This is a genomic window from Streptomyces sp. NPDC048565 (genome assembly GCF_040650935.1).
GTDB lineage: Bacteria > Actinomycetota > Actinomycetes > Streptomycetales > Streptomycetaceae > Streptomyces.
On the sequence record NZ_JBEZIH010000027.1, the window covers coordinates 46,384 to 67,790 of the forward strand.

Here is a 21,407-nt window from a genome sequence, read left to right on the forward strand (position 1 = left end):
GGGCCGGTTCCCGCGCTCAGGGACGGGGTGCCGCCCCACGGGCCGCGAGCATGTCCGCCATCAGGTCGAGCTCGGACTGCTGCGCCTCGACCATGCCCCGCGCCAGACGCTTCTCCACGGGCACGGTGCACTGCCGGGTGCACCCGCGGGCCATCGCGACGCCGCCCTTGTGGTGGTCGGTCATCAGCTGGAGGAAGAGGATCTCGGCCTTCGCGCCAGTGGCCTCACGGAGCCGGCCGAGCTCGGTCCTGGTCGCCATGCCCGGCATGAGGGCCCCGTCGTGATCCATGCCCTCCGTACCTGCCATGCCCTCGGTACCTGCCATGCCTGCCATGCCTGCCATGTCGTGCCCGCCGTGGTCGCTGTGTGCGCCGCCCTCCATCCAGGCCATCGGCCCCTGCCCGTCGGGCGCCGTCTTCGGCAGCTCCCACAGATCCAGCCAGCCGAGCAGCATGCCCCGCTGGCCGGCCTGCGTGTTGGCGATGTCGTACGCCAGACGCCGCACGTCCTCGTCCTCCGTGCCGTCGCGCACGATGAACGCCATCTCCACGGCCTGCTGATGGTGGACGGCCATGTCCCGCGCGAAGCCCGCGTCCGCGGACCCCGCCGAGGGCGTACGGGGAGGCCCGGACGTCTCCGTACCGCCCCGCGCCGATGCGACCGTCGCCGCGCCGGCGAACAGCAGGGCGACAGCCACGGCGGAGCCGGCGACCCATCGCGTACGACGGGTGAACGCCGGGCTCACCCGTCGACCCCGCCGGTGCACGGCGCACCCGGCTCGGGCGTCTGCGCGCCCTGTACGTACTTCGCGAAGAACCGGGCCACCCGCGGGTCGTCGGCGCCGTCCACGGTGACCTGCTTGCCCCAGGCGGTCAGCATGATCGCCCCCGTCTGTCCCTCGTACGGGGACATCAGGGAGTACGGCGTGCTCCTGACGCGGGACGCGAGCGCGTCGACGTCCGAGCCGGACGCCTTCCCGCTGTACGTCACCCAGACGGAGCCGTGCTCCAGGGCATGCACGGCGTTGACGTTCGGGACGGCCTTTTCGTATACGACGCCGTCGCAGTTCAGCCAGGCCGGATTGTGGTTCCCGCCGACGGGCGGCTTCATCGGATACTTCACATCGGTCGTGACATGGTCGCGGCCCAGCTTCGCCGCATCCCAGGTCTTCTCGCCCTCGATCGGCCCGGAGGACCGGTCGTCGGGCCCCTTGCCGTCCTGCTCGGTCAGCGCTTTCGGCTCCTTCGACTCCGTCGCCTCGGACTTCTCCAGGAGCATGTACGAGCCGAAACCCAGCAGGCCCGCGACCACAACGGCGCTCAGGCCTATGCCGATGACCCGGTTGCGGCGGTCACGCGCGCGGTCGGCGCCGCGCATCTGATCCAGGCGGGTCCTGCGGTCGAAGCTCATGTCGTCGGGTCCTTCTGCCAAGGGGTGGGAGGAGACGGGATCGGAGCGGGAGAACCAGGTCGCGCGGACCCCGGCCGAGCGGCCGCGGCCCTTGCACACCATGGGCGCCGAGCGTAGTGGGTGGCCGGGTGCTCTCTCTCACACCGTGTGCGTAATCTGGGTGAAATCCCGGGTCGTGATACTGAGGTGTCCCCCCTACCCCGGGCGGTGGTGCACGGACCGTCTGAACTGCAAGGATGTGGCTATGGACAAGCAGCAGGAATTCGTCCTCAGGACGCTTGAGGAGCGTGACATCCGCTTCGTACGGCTGTGGTTCACCGATGTTCTCGGTTACCTCAAGTCCGTCGCCGTGGCCCCGGCCGAGCTCGAACAGGCCTTTGACGAGGGCATCGGCTTCGATGGCTCGGCCATCGAAGGCTTCGCCCGTGTGTACGAGTCGGACATGATCGCCAAGCCGGACCCCGGCACGTTCCAGATCCTTCCCTGGCGTGCGGAGGCCCCGGGCACTGCCCGGATGTTCTGCGACATCCTGATGCCGGACGGCTCACCGTCCTTCGCGGACCCCCGCTTCGTGCTCAAGCGCATCCTCGCGAAGACCTCAGACCTGGGCTTCACCTTCTACACCCACCCGGAGATCGAGTTCTTCCTGCTGAAGAACAAGCCGGTGGACGGCAGCCGCCCCACCCCGGCCGACAGCTCCGGCTACTTCGACCACACCCCGCAGAACGTCGGCATGGACTTCCGCCGTCAGGCGATCACCATGCTCGAATCGATGGGCATCTCGGTCGAGTTCAGCCACCACGAGGGCGCCCCCGGTCAGCAGGAGATCGACCTGCGGTATGCGGACGCGCTCTCCACCGCCGACAACATCATGACCTTCCGCCTGGTCATGAAGCAGGTCGCGCTGGAACAGGGCGTCCAGGCCACCTTCATGCCGAAGCCGTTCTCGGAGTACCCGGGTTCCGGCATGCACACCCACCTCTCCCTCTTCGAGGGCGACCGCAACGCCTTCTACGAGTCGGGCGCCGAGTACCAGCTGTCGAAGGTCGGCCGCTCCTTCATCGCGGGCCTGCTCACGCACGCCGCGGAGATCTCCGCCGTCACCAACCAGTGGGTCAACTCGTACAAGCGCATCTGGGGCGGCTCCAGCCGCTCCGCGGGCGCCGGCGGCGAGGCCCCCTCGTACATCTGCTGGGGCCACAACAACCGCTCCGCGCTGATCCGCGTCCCGATGTACAAGCCCGGCAAGACCGGCTCGGCCCGCGTCGAGGTCCGCTCCATCGACTCCGGCGCCAACCCCTACCTGACGTACGCCGTCCTGCTCGCCGCGGGCCTCAAGGGCATCGAGGAGGGCTACGAACTCCCGGCGGGCGCCGACGACGACGTCTGGGCCCTCTCCGACTCGGAGCGCCGCGCGATGGGCATCGAGCCGCTGCCGCAGAATCTGGGCGAGGCGATCTCGCTGATGGAGAAGAGCGAACTGGTCGCCGAGACGCTGGGCGAGCACGTCTTCGACTTCTTCCTGCGCAACAAGAAGCAGGAGTGGGAGGAGTACCGCAGCGAGGTCACGGCCTTCGAGCTGAAGAACCTGCTGCCGGTGCTGTGACTCCAGAAGTCCGGGTGAGCGGCTTCGGGCCGGCGGTCCGCACCGCCGGCCCGTAGCCGTCTCCGCGCGGGATCCCCGGGAGGACGCCGCGGCCGCGGCCGGCCAGTTCCTGACGATCCTCCTCGCCGGTCTCGCGCCTCCCGTGGACGAGAGCCACTCCCGTCAGCGAAGCGGGACCCCGGCGTCCGACCGCCGAGAGCCCGGTAGACGGCGGTGATGCAGGCCGCGGCCCGCTGTGAGCCGAGAATGCCGGCCTCCATGTTGTTCATGACGTAGCTGATGGTCATGCGACGGTCGAGGTCCATGATCGCCATCGAGCCGCCCCAGCCGCCCCGGAACGCGATGCGGCCTTCAGGGATCCAGGACAGGGTGCGCCGGTCTGGCAGTGCGTATCCGATGCCCGACCTGAGGTGCAGTCCGTTGACGAGGTCCACACCGTCGGACTGTTCGTCGAAGATGAGGTCGACGGCGTCACGCCCGAGACGCTGACGACGCTCGAACGCGAGCAGGAAAGAATGACCGCGCGCATCGGGGTCCTGACCGCAACCGCGACGCGATCGCCGACTACCTCGCCGAGCTGCGGAGCGCAGAGGCTGACGTGGTGAGCGGCCTGTACGGCGCGGGGTGGCGCGGTCACCCGTCGACGCTGCTCCCCGCGCTCGTCAGGACGGCGCTCGCGACCACGTCGAAGAGGTGATCGGCGCGTGACGTGAGCGAGGGCTGATCGCCGAGCCAGGCCAGCATGGCCACCAGTGCGAACAGGTCGGTGCCATCGATGTCGCTCCGCGCCACACCGGCGGCCTGGGCACGGGTGAGGAGTCGCGCGCCGGCCGCGCGCAGGGTGACACACGAAGCGTGGAGCGCGGATTCGGCGTCCTCGATGGCGGCCGCCATCAGCGTGGTCACGCCGCGGTACTCGGTGGTCCACGCGACGCAGCCGCGCAGCCATGAGACGAGAGCGTCCTCGGGCGAGCTCGATGTCTCGAACTCGGCCGCCTGCCCCGTCAGTCTGTCGAAGCTCGTGCGGAGCAGCGCTTCGAGCAGCGCCTCCCGGGTCGGGAAGTGACGCAGCAGCGTCGCAAGCCCGACATCGGCCCTGCGCGCGATGTCGCGCAGGGACACATCGACGCCTTGCTCGGTGATGGCGGTGCCCGCCACCGCGAGCAGATGGTCGCGGTTCTTCCTCGCGTCGGCCCGCATCCGCCCCTGCCCCTCTTGGCCCCTCGCGGGGCCCCTCTTGACTATTCGGATCAGTGGTCCATATATTCGTACCAGTGATCCGCTTATCTGGATCACCGATCCGCATAACTCTATCCCGTACCACGAGCAGGAGAAGAACGATGCCGACAGACACGATGAGGGCAGCCCGGCTCCACGAGCACGGTGGTCCCGAGGTCCTGCGGTACGACGAGGTGCCGATTCCCGAGCTCGGCCCGGGGGATGTGCTCGTCCGCGTTCACGCGGTCGGTGTCAATCCTCCGGACTGGTACCTGCGCGGCGGGATGACCACCATGCCCGGGGACCCGGAGTCGACGGTCAGCCTGCCGGTCGTTCCGGGCACGGACGTCTCGGGTGTCGTCGAAGCCGTCGCACCGGGGGTGGACGACTTCGCCGTGGGTGACGAGGTCTTCGGGATGCTGCGCTTCCCGAGCTTCCGTGGACGCGCATACGCCGAGTACGTGGCGGCGCCCGCGTCGGACCTCGCCCGCAAGCCGGCGGGCATCGACCATGTGCACGCCGCGGGGGCGCCCATGGCCGGGCTCACCGCCTGGCAGTTCCTGATCGAGACCGGCCACGATCACCCCTCGCCCTTCCAGGAGGCACGGCATCGCCCGACGGCTCTGGACGCCGACGCCACGGTGCTCGTCAACGGCGCCGCGGGCGGCGTGGGGCACCTCGCGCTGCAACTGGCGAAGTGGAAGGGCGCTCGTGCCGTCGCGGTGGCATCGGGTGGGCACGAATCGTTCCTGCGTGACCTCGGCGCCGATCGGTTCATCGACTACACCCGGAGCCGTCCCGAGGACCTCGTCCACGACGTCGACCTCGTCCTCGACACCGTCGGCGGCCCGGACAGCAGGCGTCTCCTGCACACACTCAAGCGCGGGGGAGCCCAGTTCCCCGTATTCCCCGGGGACTTCGACGAGGAGGAGATCGCGAAGCTGGGCGTCACGGTCTCCAGTACCCAGGTTCGCTCCAACGGCGCGCAACTCGCCGAACTGGGACGCCTGCTCGACGCGGGGACGGTTCGCGTCGCGATCGACAGCACCTTCGCGCTGGCGGATGCCCGGGCAGCACACGAGCGCGCCGCCCGGGGGCACATCCGGGGCAAGATCGTGCTCACGGTCGCATAGGGGGCCTTCCGCCGGGTCGGGCCGGATCGGCCGGCAGCCGGTACCGTACCGGGGCCTCGTACACCCCCTGTCCTGAAGGGCCACGATGACCAGCACTCCGAAGGCGTCGCCGAGCACGGACGAACCCGGCGCACCCGGATTCCCGCAGGCGGAGCGGGCGATCGTCCTCGTCACCGGTATCCAGGCAGCTGGAAAGTCGACGGTCGCGCAGGCGCTGGCCGAGCGGCTGCCGCACTCCGTGCACGTACGCGGCGACCGGTTCCGCCGCATGGTGGTCAACGGCCGGGCCGACATGACGGCCACCGCCGGTGAAGAGGCCGTCCGCCAGCTGCGACTTCGGCACCAGCTGACCGCGCAGGTCGGCGACAGCTACTTCGAGGCCGGCTTCACCGTGGTCGCCCAGGACGTCATCCTCGGCGAGCACCTCGCCTGGACCGTCGCGCAGATCCGCAGCAGACCCCTGCTGGTCGTCGTCCTCGCGCCGGACCCGGGCACGGTCCTGGCCCGCGAGGCCGCCAGAACCAAGAACGCCTACGACACCCTGACCGTCCACATGCTCGACCAGGTCCTTCGCGAGGAGACCGCACGCCTGGGCCTCTGGATCGACACCTCGTCCCAGACCCCGGCCGAGACCGTGGACGAGATCCTCGCCCGCGCCTGGACCGAGGCCCGCGTCGAGGAGCCACCCCGCTGGCCACAGGGAAGTTGAGGTCGCGAGACACCGGCATATCGGGCACCTTCTCGTCCGTAAGCTCCCCCCGTCACGTCAGGGGGGCCCGCACCGGCTCCGCCGTCACCGACAGGTGGGTGGACGGCTCGTTCAGGGTGCGCGCCATCAGGTAGGCGAGGCCCGGCATGAGGATCAGCGGGGTCAGGGCCGTTCGCAGGGACGTGGCGTCGGCAAGGGCGCCGATCAGGGGGCCCGCGACGCCGCCCACGCTGACGGCCAGGCCGAGCGTGATCCCGCTCGCCGTGCCCACCCGCGACGGCAGGTAGTCCTGGCCGAGTGTCACCTGGAGCGAGAAGGGGATGTAGAGAGCCGCTGAGGCCAGGGCCGTGAAGAAGTAGAGGGGCGGGCCCGGGACGAGGACGGTGCCGGCGACGGCGGCGATGCCGGCCAGGTACGCGCCGCGGACGACGGCGACCCGGTCGAACCGGGTGGCGAGCCTGCCGCCGAGCACGGTGCCCACCGCGCCGCCGAGGTAGAGCACGGACAGGGCCGCCGTGCCGGCCGTCGTGCCGCCGCCCGTGCGCTGCCTGGCGTAGAGCGCGATGAACGTGCTCAGCCCCATGAACGCGACGGACCGGCAGGCCACCGCGAGGGACAGTCTGACGAACGACGCCGTGTCGTCGTGCTCTCGTCTCGCCTTCGGCGCCGAAGTCCCCTTCCCCGCCGCCGCGTCGGCCCGCGTCAGGGCGCGCAGTACGGGCAGGCACAGGACGCTGCCCACCAGGGCCGGCAGGATCAGCAGGGGGGTGTACCGCAGGCCCCCGGTGGCGATCGCGGCGGTGACCATGAGCGGGGCGGCGGCGAAGCCGATGTTGCCGCCGAGGGAGAACCAGCCCATCGCGGTGTGGCTGCCCCGGGAGGCGATCCGTGCGACGCGCGCCGACTCCGGGTGGTACGCGGCGATGCCGATGCCGGACACCGCGACGAACACCAGGGTCAGGGCGTACGAGCCGCTGAGGCCGCTCAGTGCGACCCCCAGGCCGCCCAGGAGTGTGCTCGCCGGCATCAGCCAGGGCATCGCCCACCGGTCGGTGAGCACCCCGAACAGCGGCTGGGCGACCGAGGACAGCAGCGAAGCGGCGAGCACGATGCCGGAGGCCACCGCGTAGGTGTAGGACCGCTCGGCGATGAAGAAGGGGATGAGCGCGGCCACGGAGCCCTGGTAGACGTCCACGCAGCCGTGCCCGACCGACAGCAGGAGGATCGTTCTGTTCGCTGGCACGCCGCCATCGTCGCCGGAGGGCCTCCTGTCGCACTTCCGATAATCTGCCGAATGATGCCGGACATTCGCCACGAGCCGACCGCCCCCACCCGCAGTCAGCGGGTCGCGCCCGGGGCTGCCATCGACGCCCACCGTCACGACGACCACCAGATCGTCTACGCGGCCCGCGGAGTGCTGGCCGTCACCACCGGAGCCGGGACCTGGGTCGCGCCCGCCAACCGTGCCGTCTGGGTGCCCGCCGGTACCGTTCACGCCCATCAGGCCCACGGCGCACTCGAACTCCACCTGGTCGGGCTCCCCGCGCGGGACAACCCGCTCGGCCTGGACGAACCTGCGGTGCTGACCGTCGGCCCCCTGTTGCGCGAACTGATCCTCGCCTACACCCGTGCCCCCGGCGACGAGAGTCCGTCCCGCGGCCGGCTACGGGCGGTGCTCCTGGACCAGTTGAGCGCCTCGCCCCAGACGCCCGTGCATCTGCCCGCCCCCTCCGCCCCCGCGCTGCGGGCCGTCTGCGCGATCCTGCACGCCGACCCGGGCGACCCGCGCACACTGGCCGCGCTGGGCAGGGAGACCGGTGCGAGCGCCCGTACCCTGTCGCGGCTGTTCAGGAGCGACCTCGGCATGACCTTCCCCCAGTGGCGCACCCAGCTCCGCCTCTACAGGGCCCTGGTGCTGCTGGCGGAGGGAAGTCCCGTCACCACCGTGGCGCACACCTGCGGCTGGTCGTCCGCCAGCGCCTTCATCGATGTGTTCCGCCGGGCCTACGGGCGCACGCCCGGTGCCCACAGAACACCGGGAGGCGCGGGCGGTGAGGCGCGCGGCCGGGGTCCGGTAGTGTGACCCGTCCCGAGACCGGGACCGACCCAGGAGGTGAGACCCATTACCGCTTCAGCAGGCTGGGCGCTCACTCCTCGCCGTCGTGTGGCCGACCGGGCCTGAACGACTCGCGGAGCGCCCATCGGTCATTCCGAAAGGCTCCGCACCATGCAGGAATTCGCCCCTCCGCTCACCTTCTCCACCCTCGTCACCCGCCTCCGCGCCGCCGGCTGTGTCTTCGCCGAGGACGAGGCGGAACTCCTCCTCTCCACGGCGGCCGGCCCCGCCGGGCTCGCCGCCATGCTGGAGCGCCGCGTAGCCGGTCTGCCGCTTGAACACGTGCTCGGCTGGGCCGAGTTCTGCGGGCTGCGGATCGAGGTGGGGCCTGGGGTCTTCGTGCCCCGGCGGCGTACGGAGTTCCTCGTCCGGCAGGCCGCGGCGCTCGCACCCGAGCGGGCGGTCGTCGTGGACCTCTGCTGCGGTACGGGGGCGCTCGGCAGAGCGCTCGCCGAGTGGCTGGGCGAGGTCGAACTGCACGCCGCCGACGTCGAACCCGCCGCCGTGCGCTGGGCCCGGCGCAACGTGGGCGGACGAGGAACGGTCTACGAGGGCGACCTCTTCGCCCCCCTGCCCCGCTCGCTTCGAGGCAGGGTCGACGTCCTGCTCGCCAACGTGCCGTACGTACCGACCGAGGACGTCGAGCTGCTGCCCGCCGAGGCGCGGATCCACGAGCCGCGCGTCGCGCTCGACGGAGGGGGCGACGGACTCGACGTGATGCGGCGTGTCGTCGCGGAGGCGACCGGCTGGCTGGCCCCGGGCGGCAGCCTGCTCGTGGAGACCAGCGAGCGGCAGGCGGCGCGCGCCGAGGAGACGGTGGGGAGCAGCGGGCTCACCGCGCGCGTCGCGGTCTCCGACGAGCTGTACGCCACCGTCGTCATCGGCACCAGACCCCGGTGACCGGGGGAGAGAGGCGGGTGGCCGGCCAGACCCCGGGTGACCGGGGGAGGCGGGCCGTGGCCGGCTCAGGTGAAGCGCCACCGTGTCTGGCCGTACGGGGTGCCCTTGGCGAAGCCGAACGCCGTGCGGGGGGTCACCGCGAAGACCTCGGCCCGGCCGCCCGCGCCGTTGGAGAACATCCCGTCCGTGACGCCGAAGTGCCACTCCGCGCCGTACTTCGCCTCCCACGCCTCGGCGAGGGTGATCAGCCGCCGCTCGTCCGTCACCCGGGCGGCCCGGCCCTCGACCACCACGTCGAAGCCCTGGTCGAGCGTGTTGGCTCCGGTGGTCAGGACGACCTCCGGGTTGGCCGCCAGATTGCGCGCCTTGCGCTCCGACGGCCCGGTGCAGAAGTGCAGCGCGCCGTGCGACCAGAGGCCGATCAGCGGGGTGACGTGCGGGCGGCCTTCGGGGCGGACCGTGGACAGCCAGTACAGCTCCGCCCGCTCCAGCAGCTCGACCGCGTCCGCCCACGGACGGGCGGTGGCGTCCTCGCCGCTGTAGTGCGGGTCCAGCAGGGTCTCAGGAACGGCGGCGGCGTCGGTGGTGGTGTCGCTGTCGGGCATTTCCGGCCTCCAGGGGTGGCAGTGCGGTGCGGGCGGTCGTTCCTCGATCGTCCTCGTGAAGTACGGACTCCGCCCCCGCTCCGGATTCATCGGAGCAGGGCTAGGCTCGAAGGGCGGACATGTGGGATCGGCGGGCAGGAGACACAGGATGACGACGGTGCCGGGACGCAGGAGCAGTACGTTCACCCGACTGCTGCGGCACGGTTTCACCGACCCCTCCGCCGCCGAGCGTCTCCTCGACCTGCCGGAGCTCTCCTCCGTACGGGCCGATCCCGTCCTCTTCGAGGCGCTCGGGGCCACCGCCGACCCCGATCTCGCCCTGCACGGCCTCGTGCGGCTCGTCGAGGCCGAGGAGGCCGACGAGCGGCAGATCCTGCTGGACACGCTCATCACGGCCAAGCCGCTGCGGGACCGGCTCCTCGGCGCCCTCGGCGCCTCCGAGGCGCTCGGGGACCATCTGGCGCGGCACCCACGCGACTGGCAGGTGCTGGTCACCTACGAGGCCACCGACCTGCACCCCGGGGTCCCCGAGTTCGAGCTGATGCTCGCCGACGCCGTCGATCCGGACTCGCTGCGGGCCGCCTACCGCAGGTCCCTCCTGTCCGTCGCGGCCCGCGACGTGTGCGGAACGACGGATGTCGCCCAGGTCGCCGCCGAGCTCGCCGACCTGGCGACGGCGACCCTGCGGTCGGCGCTCGCCATCGCCCGCTCCGCCGCGCCCGACGACGCCGCGCAGTGCAGGCTCGCAGTCATCGCGATGGGCAAGTGCGGCGGACACGAGCTGAACTACGTGTCCGACGTGGACGTGATCTTCGTCGGCGAGCCCGTCGACGGTGCGGACGAGAACAGCGCCATGCAGGCCGCCACCCGGCTCGCCGCCCACCTGATGCGGATCTGCTCCGACACCACCGTCGAGGGCACCATCTGGCCCGTCGACGCCAACCTCCGCCCCGAGGGCCGCAACGGGCCGCTGGTGCGGACCCTGTCCTCGCACCTGGCGTACTACCAGCGCTGGGCCAAGACCTGGGAGTTCCAGGCGCTGCTGAAGGCGCGGCCGGTCGCCGGGGACCCCGGGCTCGGGGCCGCCTACGTCGAGGCCGTGTCCCCGCTGGTGTGGCAGGCCGCCGACCGGGAGAACTTCGTCGGCGACGTACAGAAGATGCGCCGCCGCGTCGTCGACAACATCCCCATCGACCGGGTCGACCGTGAGCTGAAACTCGGCCCCGGCGGGCTCAGGGACGTCGAATTCGCCGTCCAGCTGCTCCAGCTCGTGCACGGCCGCAGCGACACCACCCTGCACTCGGGCTCCACCCTCGATGCCCTGCGGGCGCTCGCCGACGGCGGTTACGTCGGGCGGGCGGACACCGCCCAGCTGGACGAGGCGTACCGCTTCCTGCGCGCCATGGAGCACCGCATCCAGCTCTACCGGCTGCGCCGCACCCACCTGGTCCCCGAGGACGAGGCGGACCTGCGCAGGCTGGGGCGCTCCCTCGGGCTGCGCACGGACCCGGTCGCCGATCTGAACAGGGCGTGGCGGCGCCACGCGTCCGTCGTACGCCGGCTGCACGAGAAGCTCTTCTACCGGCCGCTCCTGGACGCCGTCGCCCAGCTGGCGCCCGGCGAGAGCAGGCTCAGCGCGAAGGCCGCCGTGGTCCGTCTCGAAGCCCTCGGTTACGCGGACCCCGCCGCAGCGCTGCGGCACCTGGAGGCGCTGTCCTCGGGGGTCTCCCGCAAGGCCGCGATCCAGCGCACGCTGCTGCCGGTGCTGCTCGGCTGGTTCGCGGACTCGGCCGACCCGGACGCCGGGCTCCTCGGCTTCCGCCAGGTCTCCGACGCCCTGGGCAAGACCCCCTGGTATCTGCGGCTGCTGCGCGACGAGGGCGCCGCCGCCGAGAATCTCGCCCGGGTCCTGTCCGCAGGCCGCCTCGCCCCCGACCTGCTGATGCGCGCCCCTGAGGCCGTCGCCATCCTCGGCGACCCGCAGGGGCTGAAGCCGCGCAGCCGTAGTCACCTGGAACAGGAGGTACTGGCCGCGGTCGGCCGGGCCCCCGCGGCCGAAGCGGCCGTCGCGGTGGCGCGCGGGGTGCGGCGGCGGGAGCTGTTCCGTACGACGGCGGCCGACATCATCGGCTCGTACGGCACCGAGGACAACCCGGCCGAAGCCGACCACGGCGCCCTCGTCGACCGGGTCGGCTCCGCGGTCAGCGACCTCAACGCCGCCACGCTCTCGGGGGCGCTGCGCGCCGCCGTCCGCGAACGGTGGGGCAACACCCTGCCGACCAGGTTCGCCGTCATCGGCATGGGACGCTTCGGCGGGCACGAGCTGGGTTACGGCTCCGACGCGGACGTCCTGTTCGTGCACGAACCCAGGGAAGGGGTCAGCGACGAGGAGGCGGCCAGGGCCGCGAACACCGTCGTCACGGAGATGCGCAGGCTGCTGGAGCTGCCTACCGCCGACCCGCCGCTGCTCATCGACGCGGACCTGCGGCCGGAGGGCAGGACCGGCCCCCTGGTGCGCACCCTGAAGTCGTACGCGGCCTACTACCGGCGCTGGGGTCTTGTCTGGGAGAGCCAGGCGCTGCTGCGCGCCGATCCGGTGGCCGGGGACGAGGACCTGGGCCGTGCCTTCGTCGAGCTCATCGACCCGCTGCGCTACCCGGTGGAAGGCCTTGGGGACGACGCGGTGCGGGAGATCCGGCGCCTGAAGGCGCGGATGGAGTCCGAGCGCATGCCGCGCGGGTCCGATCCGACGCTGCACGCCAAGCTGGGCCGCGGCGGGCTGAGCGACGTCGAGTGGACGGTCCAGCTGATGCAGATGCAGCACGCCTGGGAGGAGCCCGGACTGCGGACCCCGCACACGCGTGAGGCGCTGGCGGCGGCGTGCGCGGCGGGGCTGATCCCCGCGGAGGAGGCGCAGATGCTGGACGAGGCGTGGGTGCTGGCCTCGCGGGTGCGCAACGCGGTGATGCTGGTACGGGGGCGGCCGGGCGACACGTTCCCCTCGAACCCGCGGGAGCTGACAGCGGTGGGGCGCTACCTGGGCTACGAGCCGGGGCACGTGGGGGACATGCTGGAGGACTACCGGAGGACCACCCGGCGGGCCAGGGCGGTCGTGGACGAGTGGTTCTACGGCGCCGCAGGGTGAGGTCCGGGTGAGGCCCGCCGGGTGAGCTCCGGTGCCCGGTGAGTTCCGGAGCTCAGCTGTCGGCGGGGTCCGGTTCGCGGGAGTCCCGGACTGCCCGCGCTCCCCCTGCTTCCCGAGCGGAAGGTCTCCGCAGGGCGCGCAGACGGGCCGTGCGGGCCGCTTCGGGGCGCTGGACGCGTTTCGGCAGGCGGTGCGGCAGTGTCCCGTACCAGCCGTAGGAAAGGGCGATACCGAAGGCCAGGCAGGCCATTCCGCCCACCGCGTCCAGCCAGAAGTGGTTCGCCGTCGACACGATCACGATCAGCGTGGCCACCGGGTACAGCGCGCCCAGGATGCGTGCCCAGGGGGCTGTCGCCAGCGCGCAGATGGTCAGACCGCACCACAGGGACCAGCCGATGTGCATGGACGGCATCGCCGCGTACTGGTTCGACATGTGCTTGAAGTTGCCCGAGGCCATCGAGCCCCACGTCTGGTGCCGCACCACCGTGTCGATGAAGCCGCCGCCGGTCATCAGGCGGGGCGGTGCCAGCGGGAAGAGGTAGTAGCCGAGGAGGGCCACCGCCGTGGTGGCGAAAAGGATCAGACGGGCCGCCGCATAGCGGCCCGGATGGCGGCGGAACAGCCAGATGAGCACACTGATGGTCACGATGAAGTGCAGCGTCGCGTAGTAGTAGTTCATCGAGACGATCAGCCATGTCACCGAGTTGACCGCCCCGTTGACCGTCTCCTCGAAGGCGAGCCCGATGGAGTGCTCGATGGACCAGATCCAGTCGGCGTTCCGCAGGGCCGCGGCCTTCTGCTCGGGGACGGCGTTGCGCACCAGGGAGTAGAGCCAGTAACTGAGCCCGATCAGCAGGATTTCGAACCAGAGCCGTGGGCGGCGCGGGGAGCGCAGCGCGCTGAGGGAGAACCGGGTGCGGCGCATGCGTGACACAGCGCTCGCTCGTGTCGAACCGGACACGGGCGTGCTGTCGGCGACGGGTGACGGGGAGGCCGCCGAGCGGTCTTCCTCTGTGGTCACGTGCGTATCACCCATAGGCACAAGTCTCCCAGATACGTACCCCTTGGCCCGATGATCCTCCGGTCGGGTGCGGGGCGCACATTCAGTAGGTCAGCGGCGGGCGCGGGCCGCCGATGAGAGGCCGGGACCCGCGGCTGTCGAGCCGCGTACGACCAGTTCGGGCATGAACACGAACTCGCTGTGCGGCGCGGGTGTGCCGCCGATCTCCTCCAGCAGAGTGCGTACGGCGGCCTGGCCCATCGCCGTCACCGGCTGCCGGATCGTCGTCAGCGGCGGGTCGGTGAACGCTATGAGGGGCGAGTCGTCGTAACCGACCACGGAGAGGTCACGCGGGACGTTCTTCGACATCCGGCGGGCGGCCCTGATCGCGCCGAGCGCCATCATGTCGCTCGCGCACACCACCGCGGTGCAACCGCGTTCCATCAGCGCCGACGCGGCCGCCTGGCCGCCCTCCAGCGTGTACAGGGAGTGCTGGATCAGCTCCTCCACGCAATCGGCCGTGAGGTCCAGTTGCTCCCGCATCGTGGAGTGGAACCCCTCGATCTTGCGGAGCACAGGGACGAAGCGCTTGGGCCCGACCGCCAGGCCGATGCGCTGATGGCCGAGCGCCACCAGGTGCGTCACCGCGAGCCGCATCGCCGCCCGGTCGTCGGGGGAGATGAACGGGGCCTGCACCTTGGGGGAGAAGCCGTTGACCAGGACGAAGGGGACGCCCTGGGCGCGCAGTTGTTCGTAGCGCTGCATGTCGGCGGAGGTGTCGGCGTGCAGTCCGGAGACGAAGATGATGCCCGCGACCCCGCGGTCGACGAGCATCTCGGTGAGCTCGTCCTCGGTGGAGCCGCCCGGTGTCTGCGTCGCCAGCACCGGCGTGTAGCCCTGCCTGGTGAGCGCCTGCCCGATGACCTGGGCGAGCGCGGGGAAGATCGGGTTCTCCAGCTCGGGCGTGATCAGGCCGACGAGGCCCGCGCTGCGCCGGCGCAGCCGGACGGGGCGTTCGTACCCGAGGACGTCGAGCGCCGCGAGGACGGATTCGCGGGTGGCCGCTGCAACACCGGGCTTGCCGTTCAGTACGCGGCTGACCGTCGCTTCGCTGACCCCCGCCTGAGTTGCGATATCGGCAAGCCGTGCGGTCATGGCAATGGACTGTACCGGGCGCGTGTCGGATTGCCCACCATGCACGGGATTCGGGCAGTCCGCCCCGGTCACCGGCCGACCGGCCCTGTTCGGAAACATCTTGCAAGGACTTGCGGGCTCTCTCCGTTCCCTCCGGTCGGATCGTCGTACCGCTGAGAGAAGGGGCATGGCCGGGCGCGAGCAGGGCGAACGGACTGCCGTCAAGAGGCTTGACGGCAACCTTGAGGACACGCGAATGTAACGATCAGCAGCGCTTGCAGAAATCTTCCGCAAGCTCTTTCGGTCATCTTGCATCCTTGTTACGTTCACGTCGACCCGGCGCCGCGACGGAGCGGTACGGCAGTTGAAGGAGTTCAGATGCGACGTGGCATAACGGCCACCGCCCTGGTCGCGACCCTGGCGCTCGCGGCGACCGCTTGCGGAAGCGACGACGAGTCCGGCGGCGGCAAGAGCTCTGGCGAGCTCTCCGGCACGGTGACGTGGTGGGACACCTCGAACGTCGGCAGCGAGGACAAGGTCTTCAAGAAGATCGCCGAAGGCTTCGAGAAGGAGCACCCGAAGGTTGACGTCAAGTACGTCAGCGTCCCCTTCGGTGACGCGCAGAACAAGTTCAAGAACGCGGCCCAGGCCGGCTCCGGCGCCCCCGACGTCATCCGCTCCGAGGTGGCCTGGACCCCCGAGTTCGCGGACCTCGGCTACCTCGCCCCGCTGGACGGCACCCCGGCGCTGAAGGACAAGGGCGACTTCCTCAAGCAGGCCGCCGCGTCGACCGAGTACGACGGCAAGACGTTCGCCGTCCCGCAGGTCATCGACTCCATGGGCATCTTCTACAACAAGAAGATCTTCAAGGAGGCCGGCGTCGAGCCGCCCGCGAAGATCGCCGATCTCAAGAGCGCCGCCAAGAAGATCAAGGAGAAGACCGGCAAGACCGGTCTCTACCTGCGCGGCGACGACTCCTACTACTTCCTCTCCTTCCTCTACGGCGAGGGCGGCGACCTGGTCGACCCCGAGTCGAAGACCGTCACCGTGGACAACGCCGCGGGAGTCAAGGCGTTCGGCGTCGTGAAGGACCTCGTCGACTCCGGGACGGCCAAGACGGACGCCACGGACGGCTGGGAGAACATGATGTCGGCGTTCAAGAACGGCGACGTCGCGATGATGGTCAACGGCCCCTGGGCGGTGGGCGAGACGCTCACCGGCAAGGAGTTCGCCGACGACAAGTCGAACCTCGGCATCTCCCCGGTCCCGGCCGGCTCCGCCGGGCAGGGCGCCCCGCAGGGCGGCCACAACCTCGCCGTCTACGCGGGCTCCAAGAACCTTGACGCCTCCTACGCCTTCGTCGACTACATGACCTCGGTCGAGACCCAGGCGAAGACCGCCGGTGAGCTGAACCTGCTGCCGACCCGCACCTCCGCGTACGCCAAGAAGGAAGCCTCGGACAGCGAGATCGTCCAGTTCTTCAAGCCGGTCGTCGAGACCGCGGTCGAGCGCCCCTGGATCCCCGAGACCGGCAGCCTCTTCGCCCCGCTGAACGTCGAGTACACCAAGGTCCTCACCGGCCAGACCACTCCCGAGAAGGCCGCCGAGGCGACCGGCGACTCCTACCGCAAGCTCCTCAAGGGCTGGAAGTAACCAGGAAGGCAGGCCGACTGATGGCTGTCCACACCAGCCAGTCGGTGGCGAAGGCCGCGGGCGACGACGTCGCTCGCGGCCGGAGCCGCGGTACTGGCAACCCCCCGCCGCCGAGCAGGCTCAGGCGCGCCCTCTCGGTCCACTGGTACGCCTGGGCCATGGTCGCCCCGGTCGTCATCGTGATCGGCGTGATCATCGGCTATCCGCTCGTCCGCGGTATCTGGCTGTCGCTGACGGACGCCAACGAGCGCAACGTCGCCCGGTCCATCGGCGTCAACGACATGCCCGCCACGTACGAGTTCGTGGGCCTGGACAACTACGCCGACGCCCTGAGCGGCAACCAGTTCCTCGGCACGCTGGGCTGGACGCTGGTGTGGACGGTCTCCTGTGTGGCCATCACCTTCTGCCTGGGCATGGCGCTGGCCAACATCCTCAACCGCAGGATCGTCGGCCGCTCCGCCTACCGCATGGCGCTGATCCTGCCCTGGGCGATCCCCGGCTTCGTCTCGGTCTTCGCCTGGCGCTTCCTCTACAACGAGAACAACGGCCTGCTCAACAAGATCCTCGGCGGCGCCGGCATCGACGCCGTACCCTGGCTGAACGACCCCGCCTGGGCGAAGTTCTCCGTCATCGCCGTCAACGTCTGGCTCGGCGTGCCGTTCATGATGGTCGCCCTGCTCGGCGGACTGCAGTCGATCCCCTCGGAGCAGTACGAGGCCGCCGAGATGGACGGTGCCACCGCCTGGCAGCGCTTCCGTCACGTCACGCTTCCCGGACTGCGCCCGGTGTCCACCACGGTGGTCCTGCTCTCCACCATCTGGACCTTCAACATGTTCCCGGTGATCTTCCTGCTGACCCGCGGCGGACCCGGTGAGGCCACCCAGATCCTGGTGACCCAGGCGTACAAATTCTCCTTCGAGATCAGCCCGCGCGACTTCGCGCAGTCCTCCACCTGGGGCGTGCTGATCCTCATACTCCTGATGCTCTTCGCCATGGTGTACCGGCGAGTGCTCCGCACGCAGGGAGACAACTGGTGACCACCGCTACGGCAACCCCCGCCCGGCACGACGCCCGTAAGCCCCGTCGGCGCGGCGAACGCTCGCCGGCCGCCTCCCTGGCCCTGCACCTCACCCTGATCATCACGTCGGTGATCGCGGTCTTCCCGGTGCTGTGGGTCCTGCTGACCTCGCTGAAGCCCGCGAAGTACGCCTCGACCACGAGTTTCCTCAAAGAGACGACGATCGAGAACTACACGAACCTGATCAAGGACACCGAGTTCCTGAGCTGGTTCGGCAACTCCGTGATCGTCGCGGGACTCTCCACCGTCATCGGTGTGTTCGTCTCCGCCACCACCGGCTACGCCGTCAGCCGCTTCCGCTTCCCCGGCAAGCGCGGCCTGATGTGGACCCTGCTCGTCACCCAGATGTTCCCGGTCGCCGTCCTCATCGTGCCGATCTACAACATCATGTCGACGCTGGGCCTGCTCAACCAGCCGGCCGGACTCGTGATCACCTACCTCACCATCTCGGTGCCCTTCTGCGCCTGGATGATGAAGGGCTTCTTCGACACGATCCCGCGCGAGATCGACGAGTCGGGCCAGGTCGACGGACTCACGCCGTTCGGTACGTTCTGGCGGCTCATCCTGCCGCTCGCCAAGCCCGGACTCGCCGTCACCGCCTTCTACTCCTTCATCACCGCCTGGGGCGAAGTGGCCTACGCCTCCGCCTTCATGGTCGGCGACGAGAACCTCACGCTCGCCGGCGGACTGCAGAAGTTCGTCAACCAGTACGGCGCCCAGTGGGGCCCGATGACCGCGGCGTCCGTGCTCATCGCGATCCCGGCCGCGCTGGTCTTCCTCTTCGCACAGAAGCACCTGGTGACCGGCATGTCCGCCGGAGCCGTCAAGGGCTGAGAGGCCGCTCGACAGCGTCTGACGCAGTCCCGCACGACCGTACGACCGCACCCGTCAGGGCGGCGCCGGATCCCCGACCCGGTCCCGGCGCCGCTCCCCACCCAGACACCACAGGGACGACATGACCCAGCACCTTGCTGCCCCCTCCACCGGCCCGTCCGACGACGCCCCGGGCCAGCCCACCGGCTGGTGGCAGGACGCGGTGATCTACCAGGTGTACCCACGGAGCTTTGCCGACGGCGACGGCGACGGCATGGGGGACCTCGCGGGAATCACCGCGCGCCTCCCGTACCTCAGGGACCTCGGTGTGGACGCCGTCTGGCTCAGCCCGTTCTACGCCTCTCCGCAGGCCGACGCGGGCTACGACGTCGCCGACTACCGGGCGATCGACCCGATGTTCGGCACACTCCTCGACGCCGACGCACTGATCCGCGAGGCCCACGACCTGGGCCTGCGCATCATCGTCGACCTGGTGCCCAACCACTCGTCCGACCAGCACGAATGGTTCAAGCGGGCCCTCGCCGACGGCCCCGGATCAGCCCTGCGCGACCGCTACCACTTCCGCCCTGGCAAGGGCGCCGACGGCGAACTCCCGCCCAACGACTGGGAGTCCGTCTTCGGCGGCCCCGCCTGGACGCGGACCACCGACGCGGACGGCACCCCCGGCGACTGGTACCTGCACCTCTTCGCGCCCGAGCAGCCCGACTTCAACTGGGAACACCCGGCCGTCTCCGACGAGTTCCGTTCCATCCTGCGCTTCTGGCTCGACATGGGTGTCGACGGCTTCCGCGTCGACGTCGCCCACGGCCTCGTCAAGGCGGAGGGCCTGCCGGACCTCGGAGCGCACGACCAGGTGAAGCTGCTGGGCAGCGCCGACGATGTCCTGCCGTTCTTCGACCAGGACGGCGTGCACGAGATCTACCGCAGCTGGCGCACCATCCTCGATGAGTATCCCGGTGACCGCATCGCCGTCGCCGAGGCGTGGACCCCCACCGTCGAGCGCACCGCGAACTACGTGCGGCCCGACGAGATGCACCAGGCCTTCAACTTCCAGTATCTCTCCACCGCCTGGGACGCCGCCGAGCTGCGCGCCGTCATCGACTCCTCGCTCGGTGCGATGCGCCCCGTCGGCGCCCCCACCACCTGGGTGCTCTCCAACCACGACGTCACCCGCCACACCACCCGCTTCGCCAACCCGCCGGGCCTGGGCACCCAGATCCGTACCCCCGGCGACGGCGAGCTCGGCCTGCGCAGGGCGCGCGCCGCGACCCTGCTGATGCTGGCGCTCCCCGGCTCGGCCTACGTCTACCAGGGCGAGGAACTGGGCCTTCCGGACGTCACCGACCTGCCCGACGAGGTCCGCCAGGACCCGTCGTACTTCCGAGCCGAGGGCCAGGACGGCTTCCGCGACGGCTGCCGCGTGCCGATCCCGTGGACCCGCGAGGGCAGCTCGTACGGCTTCGGCAGCGGGGGCAGCTGGCTGCCGCAGCCCGACAGCTGGGGCACGTACTCCGTCGAGGCGCAGGCCGGCACGGAGGGCTCCACGCTGGAGCTGTACCGCGCCGCCATCGCCGCCCGCCGCGAGCACCCCGGCCTCGGCGCCGGCACGGACGTCGAGTGGCTGGACGCACCCGAGGGTGTCCTCGCCCTCGGCCGCCCCGGCTTCGTCTGCACCGTCAACACGACGGGCACGCCGGTGCGTATCCCCGCCCCCGGCACCCTGCTGCTCGCCAGCGGCCCGGTCACCGAGGACGGCGCGACGTTCGAGCTGCCCGCGGACACCACGGTGTGGTGGACGGTGTGACCGTCCCCGCACCCAGGACAGGACCGGCGCTGCGGCTCTCCGACATCGCCGGACAGGCCACGGTCAGCGAGGCCACCGTCAGCCGGGTGCTGAACGGGAAGCCGGGCGTCGCGGACACCACGCGTCAGCGGGTGCTCGCGGCGCTCGACATCCTCGGCTACGAACGGCCCGTACGGCTGCGGCAGCGCAGCGCCGGGCTGATCGGTCTGGTGACACCCGAACTCACCAACCCGATCTTCCCTGCGTTCGCCCAGTCCGTGGAGCAGGTGCTCGCCGGGCACGGCTACACACCCGTGCTCTGCACCCAGCTGCCCGGCGGCGCGACGGAGGACGAGCTCGTCGAACAGCTCGTCGAGCGTGGTGTGGGCGGCATCGTGTTCCTGTCCGGGCTGCACGCCGACACCTCGGCCGACCCGTCGAGGTACGCCGCGCTCACCGAACGCGGTGTGCCGTTCGTCCTGATCAACGGCTACAACGAGCGCATCAGCGCCCCGTTCGTCTCGCCCGACGACCAGGCCGCCGTACGCATGGCCGTCAGCCATCTCGCCGAGCTCGGGCACCGGCGGATCGGCCTGGCGATCGGACCGCAGCGCTACGTGCCCTCCCGGCGCAAGCGCGACGGCTTCGTCGACGCGGCCGTTTCGCTGCTGGGCATGGACCGCGACGAGGCCGAACTCCTCGTCTGTTCCACGCTGTTCAGCGTCGAGGGCGGCCAGGTCGCGGCCGGTGCGCTGCTCGACGAGGGCTGCACCGGCATCGTCTGCGGCAGCGACCTGATGGCGCTGGGCGTGGTGCGCACGGCCCGGGGGAGGGGCTACGACGTCCCGCGTGACGTCTCCGTCGTCGGCTTCGACGACTCCCAGCTCATCGCCTTCACCGACCCGCCCCTGACCACGGTGCGCCAGCCGGTGCAGGCGATGGCGGCGGCGGCCGTGGGAGCACTGCTGGAGGAGATCGCGGGAAGCCCCGTGCAGCGTACGGAGTACGTGTTCCAGCCGGAGCTGGTGGTACGCGGCTCCACCGCGGCGGTGCGGGGCGCCTGAACGGGCGTGAGCGGGGCCG

Annotated in this window: 19 protein-coding genes; 12 read left to right on the plus strand and 7 right to left on the minus strand. The window is 70.7% G+C overall.

The genetic code is table 11. The annotated features are described in order from the left end of the window. Nucleotides 1-16: 16 nt before the first annotated feature. Complete coding sequence (locus AB0C75_RS28350; RefSeq protein ID WP_362894567.1) at nucleotides 17-745, minus strand: DUF305 domain-containing protein; 729 nt, start codon at nucleotides 743-745, stop codon at nucleotides 17-19. Next, the gene (locus AB0C75_RS28355; protein WP_362894632.1) at nucleotides 742-1,410 is read right to left on the minus strand and encodes a DUF3105 domain-containing protein; all 669 of its coding nucleotides are present in this window, start codon (nucleotides 1,408-1,410) and stop codon (nucleotides 742-744) included. Before AB0C75_RS28355 ends, AB0C75_RS28350 begins: the two co-directional genes overlap by 4 nt. 244 nt (nucleotides 1,411-1,654) lie before the next feature. Here AB0C75_RS28355 and glnA point away from each other — a divergent pair, with 244 nt between their 5' ends. Further along, nucleotides 1,655-3,016 carry a type I glutamate--ammonia ligase gene (gene glnA, locus AB0C75_RS28360; RefSeq protein ID WP_099176388.1) on the plus strand — a complete coding sequence of 454 codons (1,362 nt, stop codon included), beginning with the start codon at nucleotides 1,655-1,657 and terminating at the stop codon, nucleotides 3,014-3,016. A 410-nt stretch (nucleotides 3,017-3,426) separates the two neighbouring features. Then, nucleotides 3,427-3,621, plus strand: coding sequence for a hypothetical protein (locus AB0C75_RS28365; protein ID WP_362894568.1), 195 nt, complete (start codon nucleotides 3,427-3,429; stop codon nucleotides 3,619-3,621). A 28-nt stretch (nucleotides 3,622-3,649) separates the two neighbouring features. Here the strand turns inward: AB0C75_RS28365 and AB0C75_RS28370 are convergent, their stop codons facing one another. Further along, nucleotides 3,650-4,216 (minus strand): TetR/AcrR family transcriptional regulator, encoded by a 567-nt coding sequence (locus tag AB0C75_RS28370; protein WP_362894569.1) that lies wholly within the window; start codon nucleotides 4,214-4,216, stop codon nucleotides 3,650-3,652. 140 nt (nucleotides 4,217-4,356) lie between these two features. Here AB0C75_RS28370 and AB0C75_RS28375 point away from each other — a divergent pair, with 140 nt between their 5' ends. Next, the gene (locus AB0C75_RS28375; protein ID WP_362894570.1) at nucleotides 4,357-5,367 is read left to right on the plus strand and encodes an NADP-dependent oxidoreductase; all 1,011 of its coding nucleotides are present in this window, start codon (nucleotides 4,357-4,359) and stop codon (nucleotides 5,365-5,367) included. 85 nt (nucleotides 5,368-5,452) lie between these two features. Beyond that, entirely contained in the window at nucleotides 5,453-6,076 is a 624-nt protein-coding gene (locus AB0C75_RS28380) for an AAA family ATPase (RefSeq protein WP_362894571.1), read from the plus strand. A 52-nt stretch (nucleotides 6,077-6,128) separates the two neighbouring features. Here the strand turns inward: AB0C75_RS28380 and AB0C75_RS28385 are convergent, their stop codons facing one another. Continuing rightward, nucleotides 6,129-7,319, minus strand: a complete 1,191-nt coding sequence (locus AB0C75_RS28385; RefSeq protein WP_362894572.1) for an MFS transporter — start codon at nucleotides 7,317-7,319, stop codon at nucleotides 6,129-6,131. 54 nt (nucleotides 7,320-7,373) lie between these two features. On the opposite strand from AB0C75_RS28385, the gene AB0C75_RS28390 reads away from it, so the two are divergent. Both AB0C75_RS28390 and AB0C75_RS28395 read left to right on the plus strand, forming a co-directional pair. Beyond that, nucleotides 7,374-8,159 carry a helix-turn-helix transcriptional regulator gene (locus tag AB0C75_RS28390; protein ID WP_362894633.1) on the plus strand — a complete coding sequence of 262 codons (786 nt, stop codon included), beginning with the start codon at nucleotides 7,374-7,376 and terminating at the stop codon, nucleotides 8,157-8,159. Nucleotides 8,160-8,303: 144 nt separating this feature from the next. Further along, nucleotides 8,304-9,092, plus strand: coding sequence for a putative protein N(5)-glutamine methyltransferase (locus AB0C75_RS28395; RefSeq protein WP_362894573.1), 789 nt, complete (start codon nucleotides 8,304-8,306; stop codon nucleotides 9,090-9,092). Nucleotides 9,093-9,157: 65 nt separating this feature from the next. Here the strand turns inward: AB0C75_RS28395 and AB0C75_RS28400 are convergent, their stop codons facing one another. Beyond that, entirely contained in the window at nucleotides 9,158-9,697 is a 540-nt protein-coding gene (locus AB0C75_RS28400) for a pyridoxamine 5'-phosphate oxidase family protein (protein ID WP_362894574.1), read from the minus strand. Between the two features lie 148 nt (nucleotides 9,698-9,845). Here AB0C75_RS28400 and AB0C75_RS28405 point away from each other — a divergent pair, with 148 nt between their 5' ends. Then, a complete protein-coding gene (locus tag AB0C75_RS28405) occupies nucleotides 9,846-12,842 on the plus strand; it encodes a bifunctional [glutamine synthetase] adenylyltransferase/[glutamine synthetase]-adenylyl-L-tyrosine phosphorylase (protein ID WP_362894575.1) in 2,997 nt (998 codons plus the stop codon). 52 nt (nucleotides 12,843-12,894) lie between these two features. Here the strand turns inward: AB0C75_RS28405 and AB0C75_RS28410 are convergent, their stop codons facing one another. Together AB0C75_RS28410 and AB0C75_RS28415 are read right to left on the minus strand one after the other, a co-directional pair. Beyond that, on the minus strand, nucleotides 12,895-13,878 hold the full coding sequence (locus tag AB0C75_RS28410) for a phosphatase PAP2 family protein (protein WP_362894576.1): 984 nt from the start codon (nucleotides 13,876-13,878) through the stop codon (nucleotides 12,895-12,897). 75 nt (nucleotides 13,879-13,953) lie between these two features. Then, a complete protein-coding gene (locus AB0C75_RS28415; RefSeq protein WP_362894577.1) occupies nucleotides 13,954-14,997 on the minus strand; it encodes a LacI family DNA-binding transcriptional regulator in 1,044 nt (347 codons plus the stop codon). Between the two features lie 357 nt (nucleotides 14,998-15,354). Between AB0C75_RS28415 and AB0C75_RS28420 the strand changes: the two genes are divergently transcribed. The 5 genes from AB0C75_RS28420 (at nucleotide 15,355) to AB0C75_RS28440 (ending at nucleotide 21,388) form a co-directional block, all read left to right on the plus strand. Beyond that, entirely contained in the window at nucleotides 15,355-16,629 is a 1,275-nt protein-coding gene (locus AB0C75_RS28420; RefSeq protein ID WP_362894578.1) for an extracellular solute-binding protein, read from the plus strand. A gap of 20 nt (nucleotides 16,630-16,649) precedes the next feature. Beyond that, nucleotides 16,650-17,666 carry a sugar ABC transporter permease gene (locus tag AB0C75_RS28425; protein ID WP_362894579.1) on the plus strand — a complete coding sequence of 339 codons (1,017 nt, stop codon included), beginning with the start codon at nucleotides 16,650-16,652 and terminating at the stop codon, nucleotides 17,664-17,666. Continuing rightward, entirely contained in the window at nucleotides 17,663-18,541 is an 879-nt protein-coding gene (locus AB0C75_RS28430) for a carbohydrate ABC transporter permease (protein ID WP_362894580.1), read from the plus strand. Before AB0C75_RS28425 ends, AB0C75_RS28430 begins: the two co-directional genes overlap by 4 nt. A gap of 121 nt (nucleotides 18,542-18,662) precedes the next feature. Next, nucleotides 18,663-20,345 (plus strand): glycoside hydrolase family 13 protein, encoded by a 1,683-nt coding sequence (locus AB0C75_RS28435; RefSeq protein ID WP_362894581.1) that lies wholly within the window; start codon nucleotides 18,663-18,665, stop codon nucleotides 20,343-20,345. After that, nucleotides 20,330-21,388, plus strand: a complete 1,059-nt coding sequence (locus AB0C75_RS28440) for a LacI family DNA-binding transcriptional regulator (RefSeq protein ID WP_362894582.1) — start codon at nucleotides 20,330-20,332, stop codon at nucleotides 21,386-21,388. The genes AB0C75_RS28435 and AB0C75_RS28440 overlap by 16 nt, the downstream gene beginning before the upstream one ends. Nucleotides 21,389-21,407: the final 19 nt, after the last annotated feature.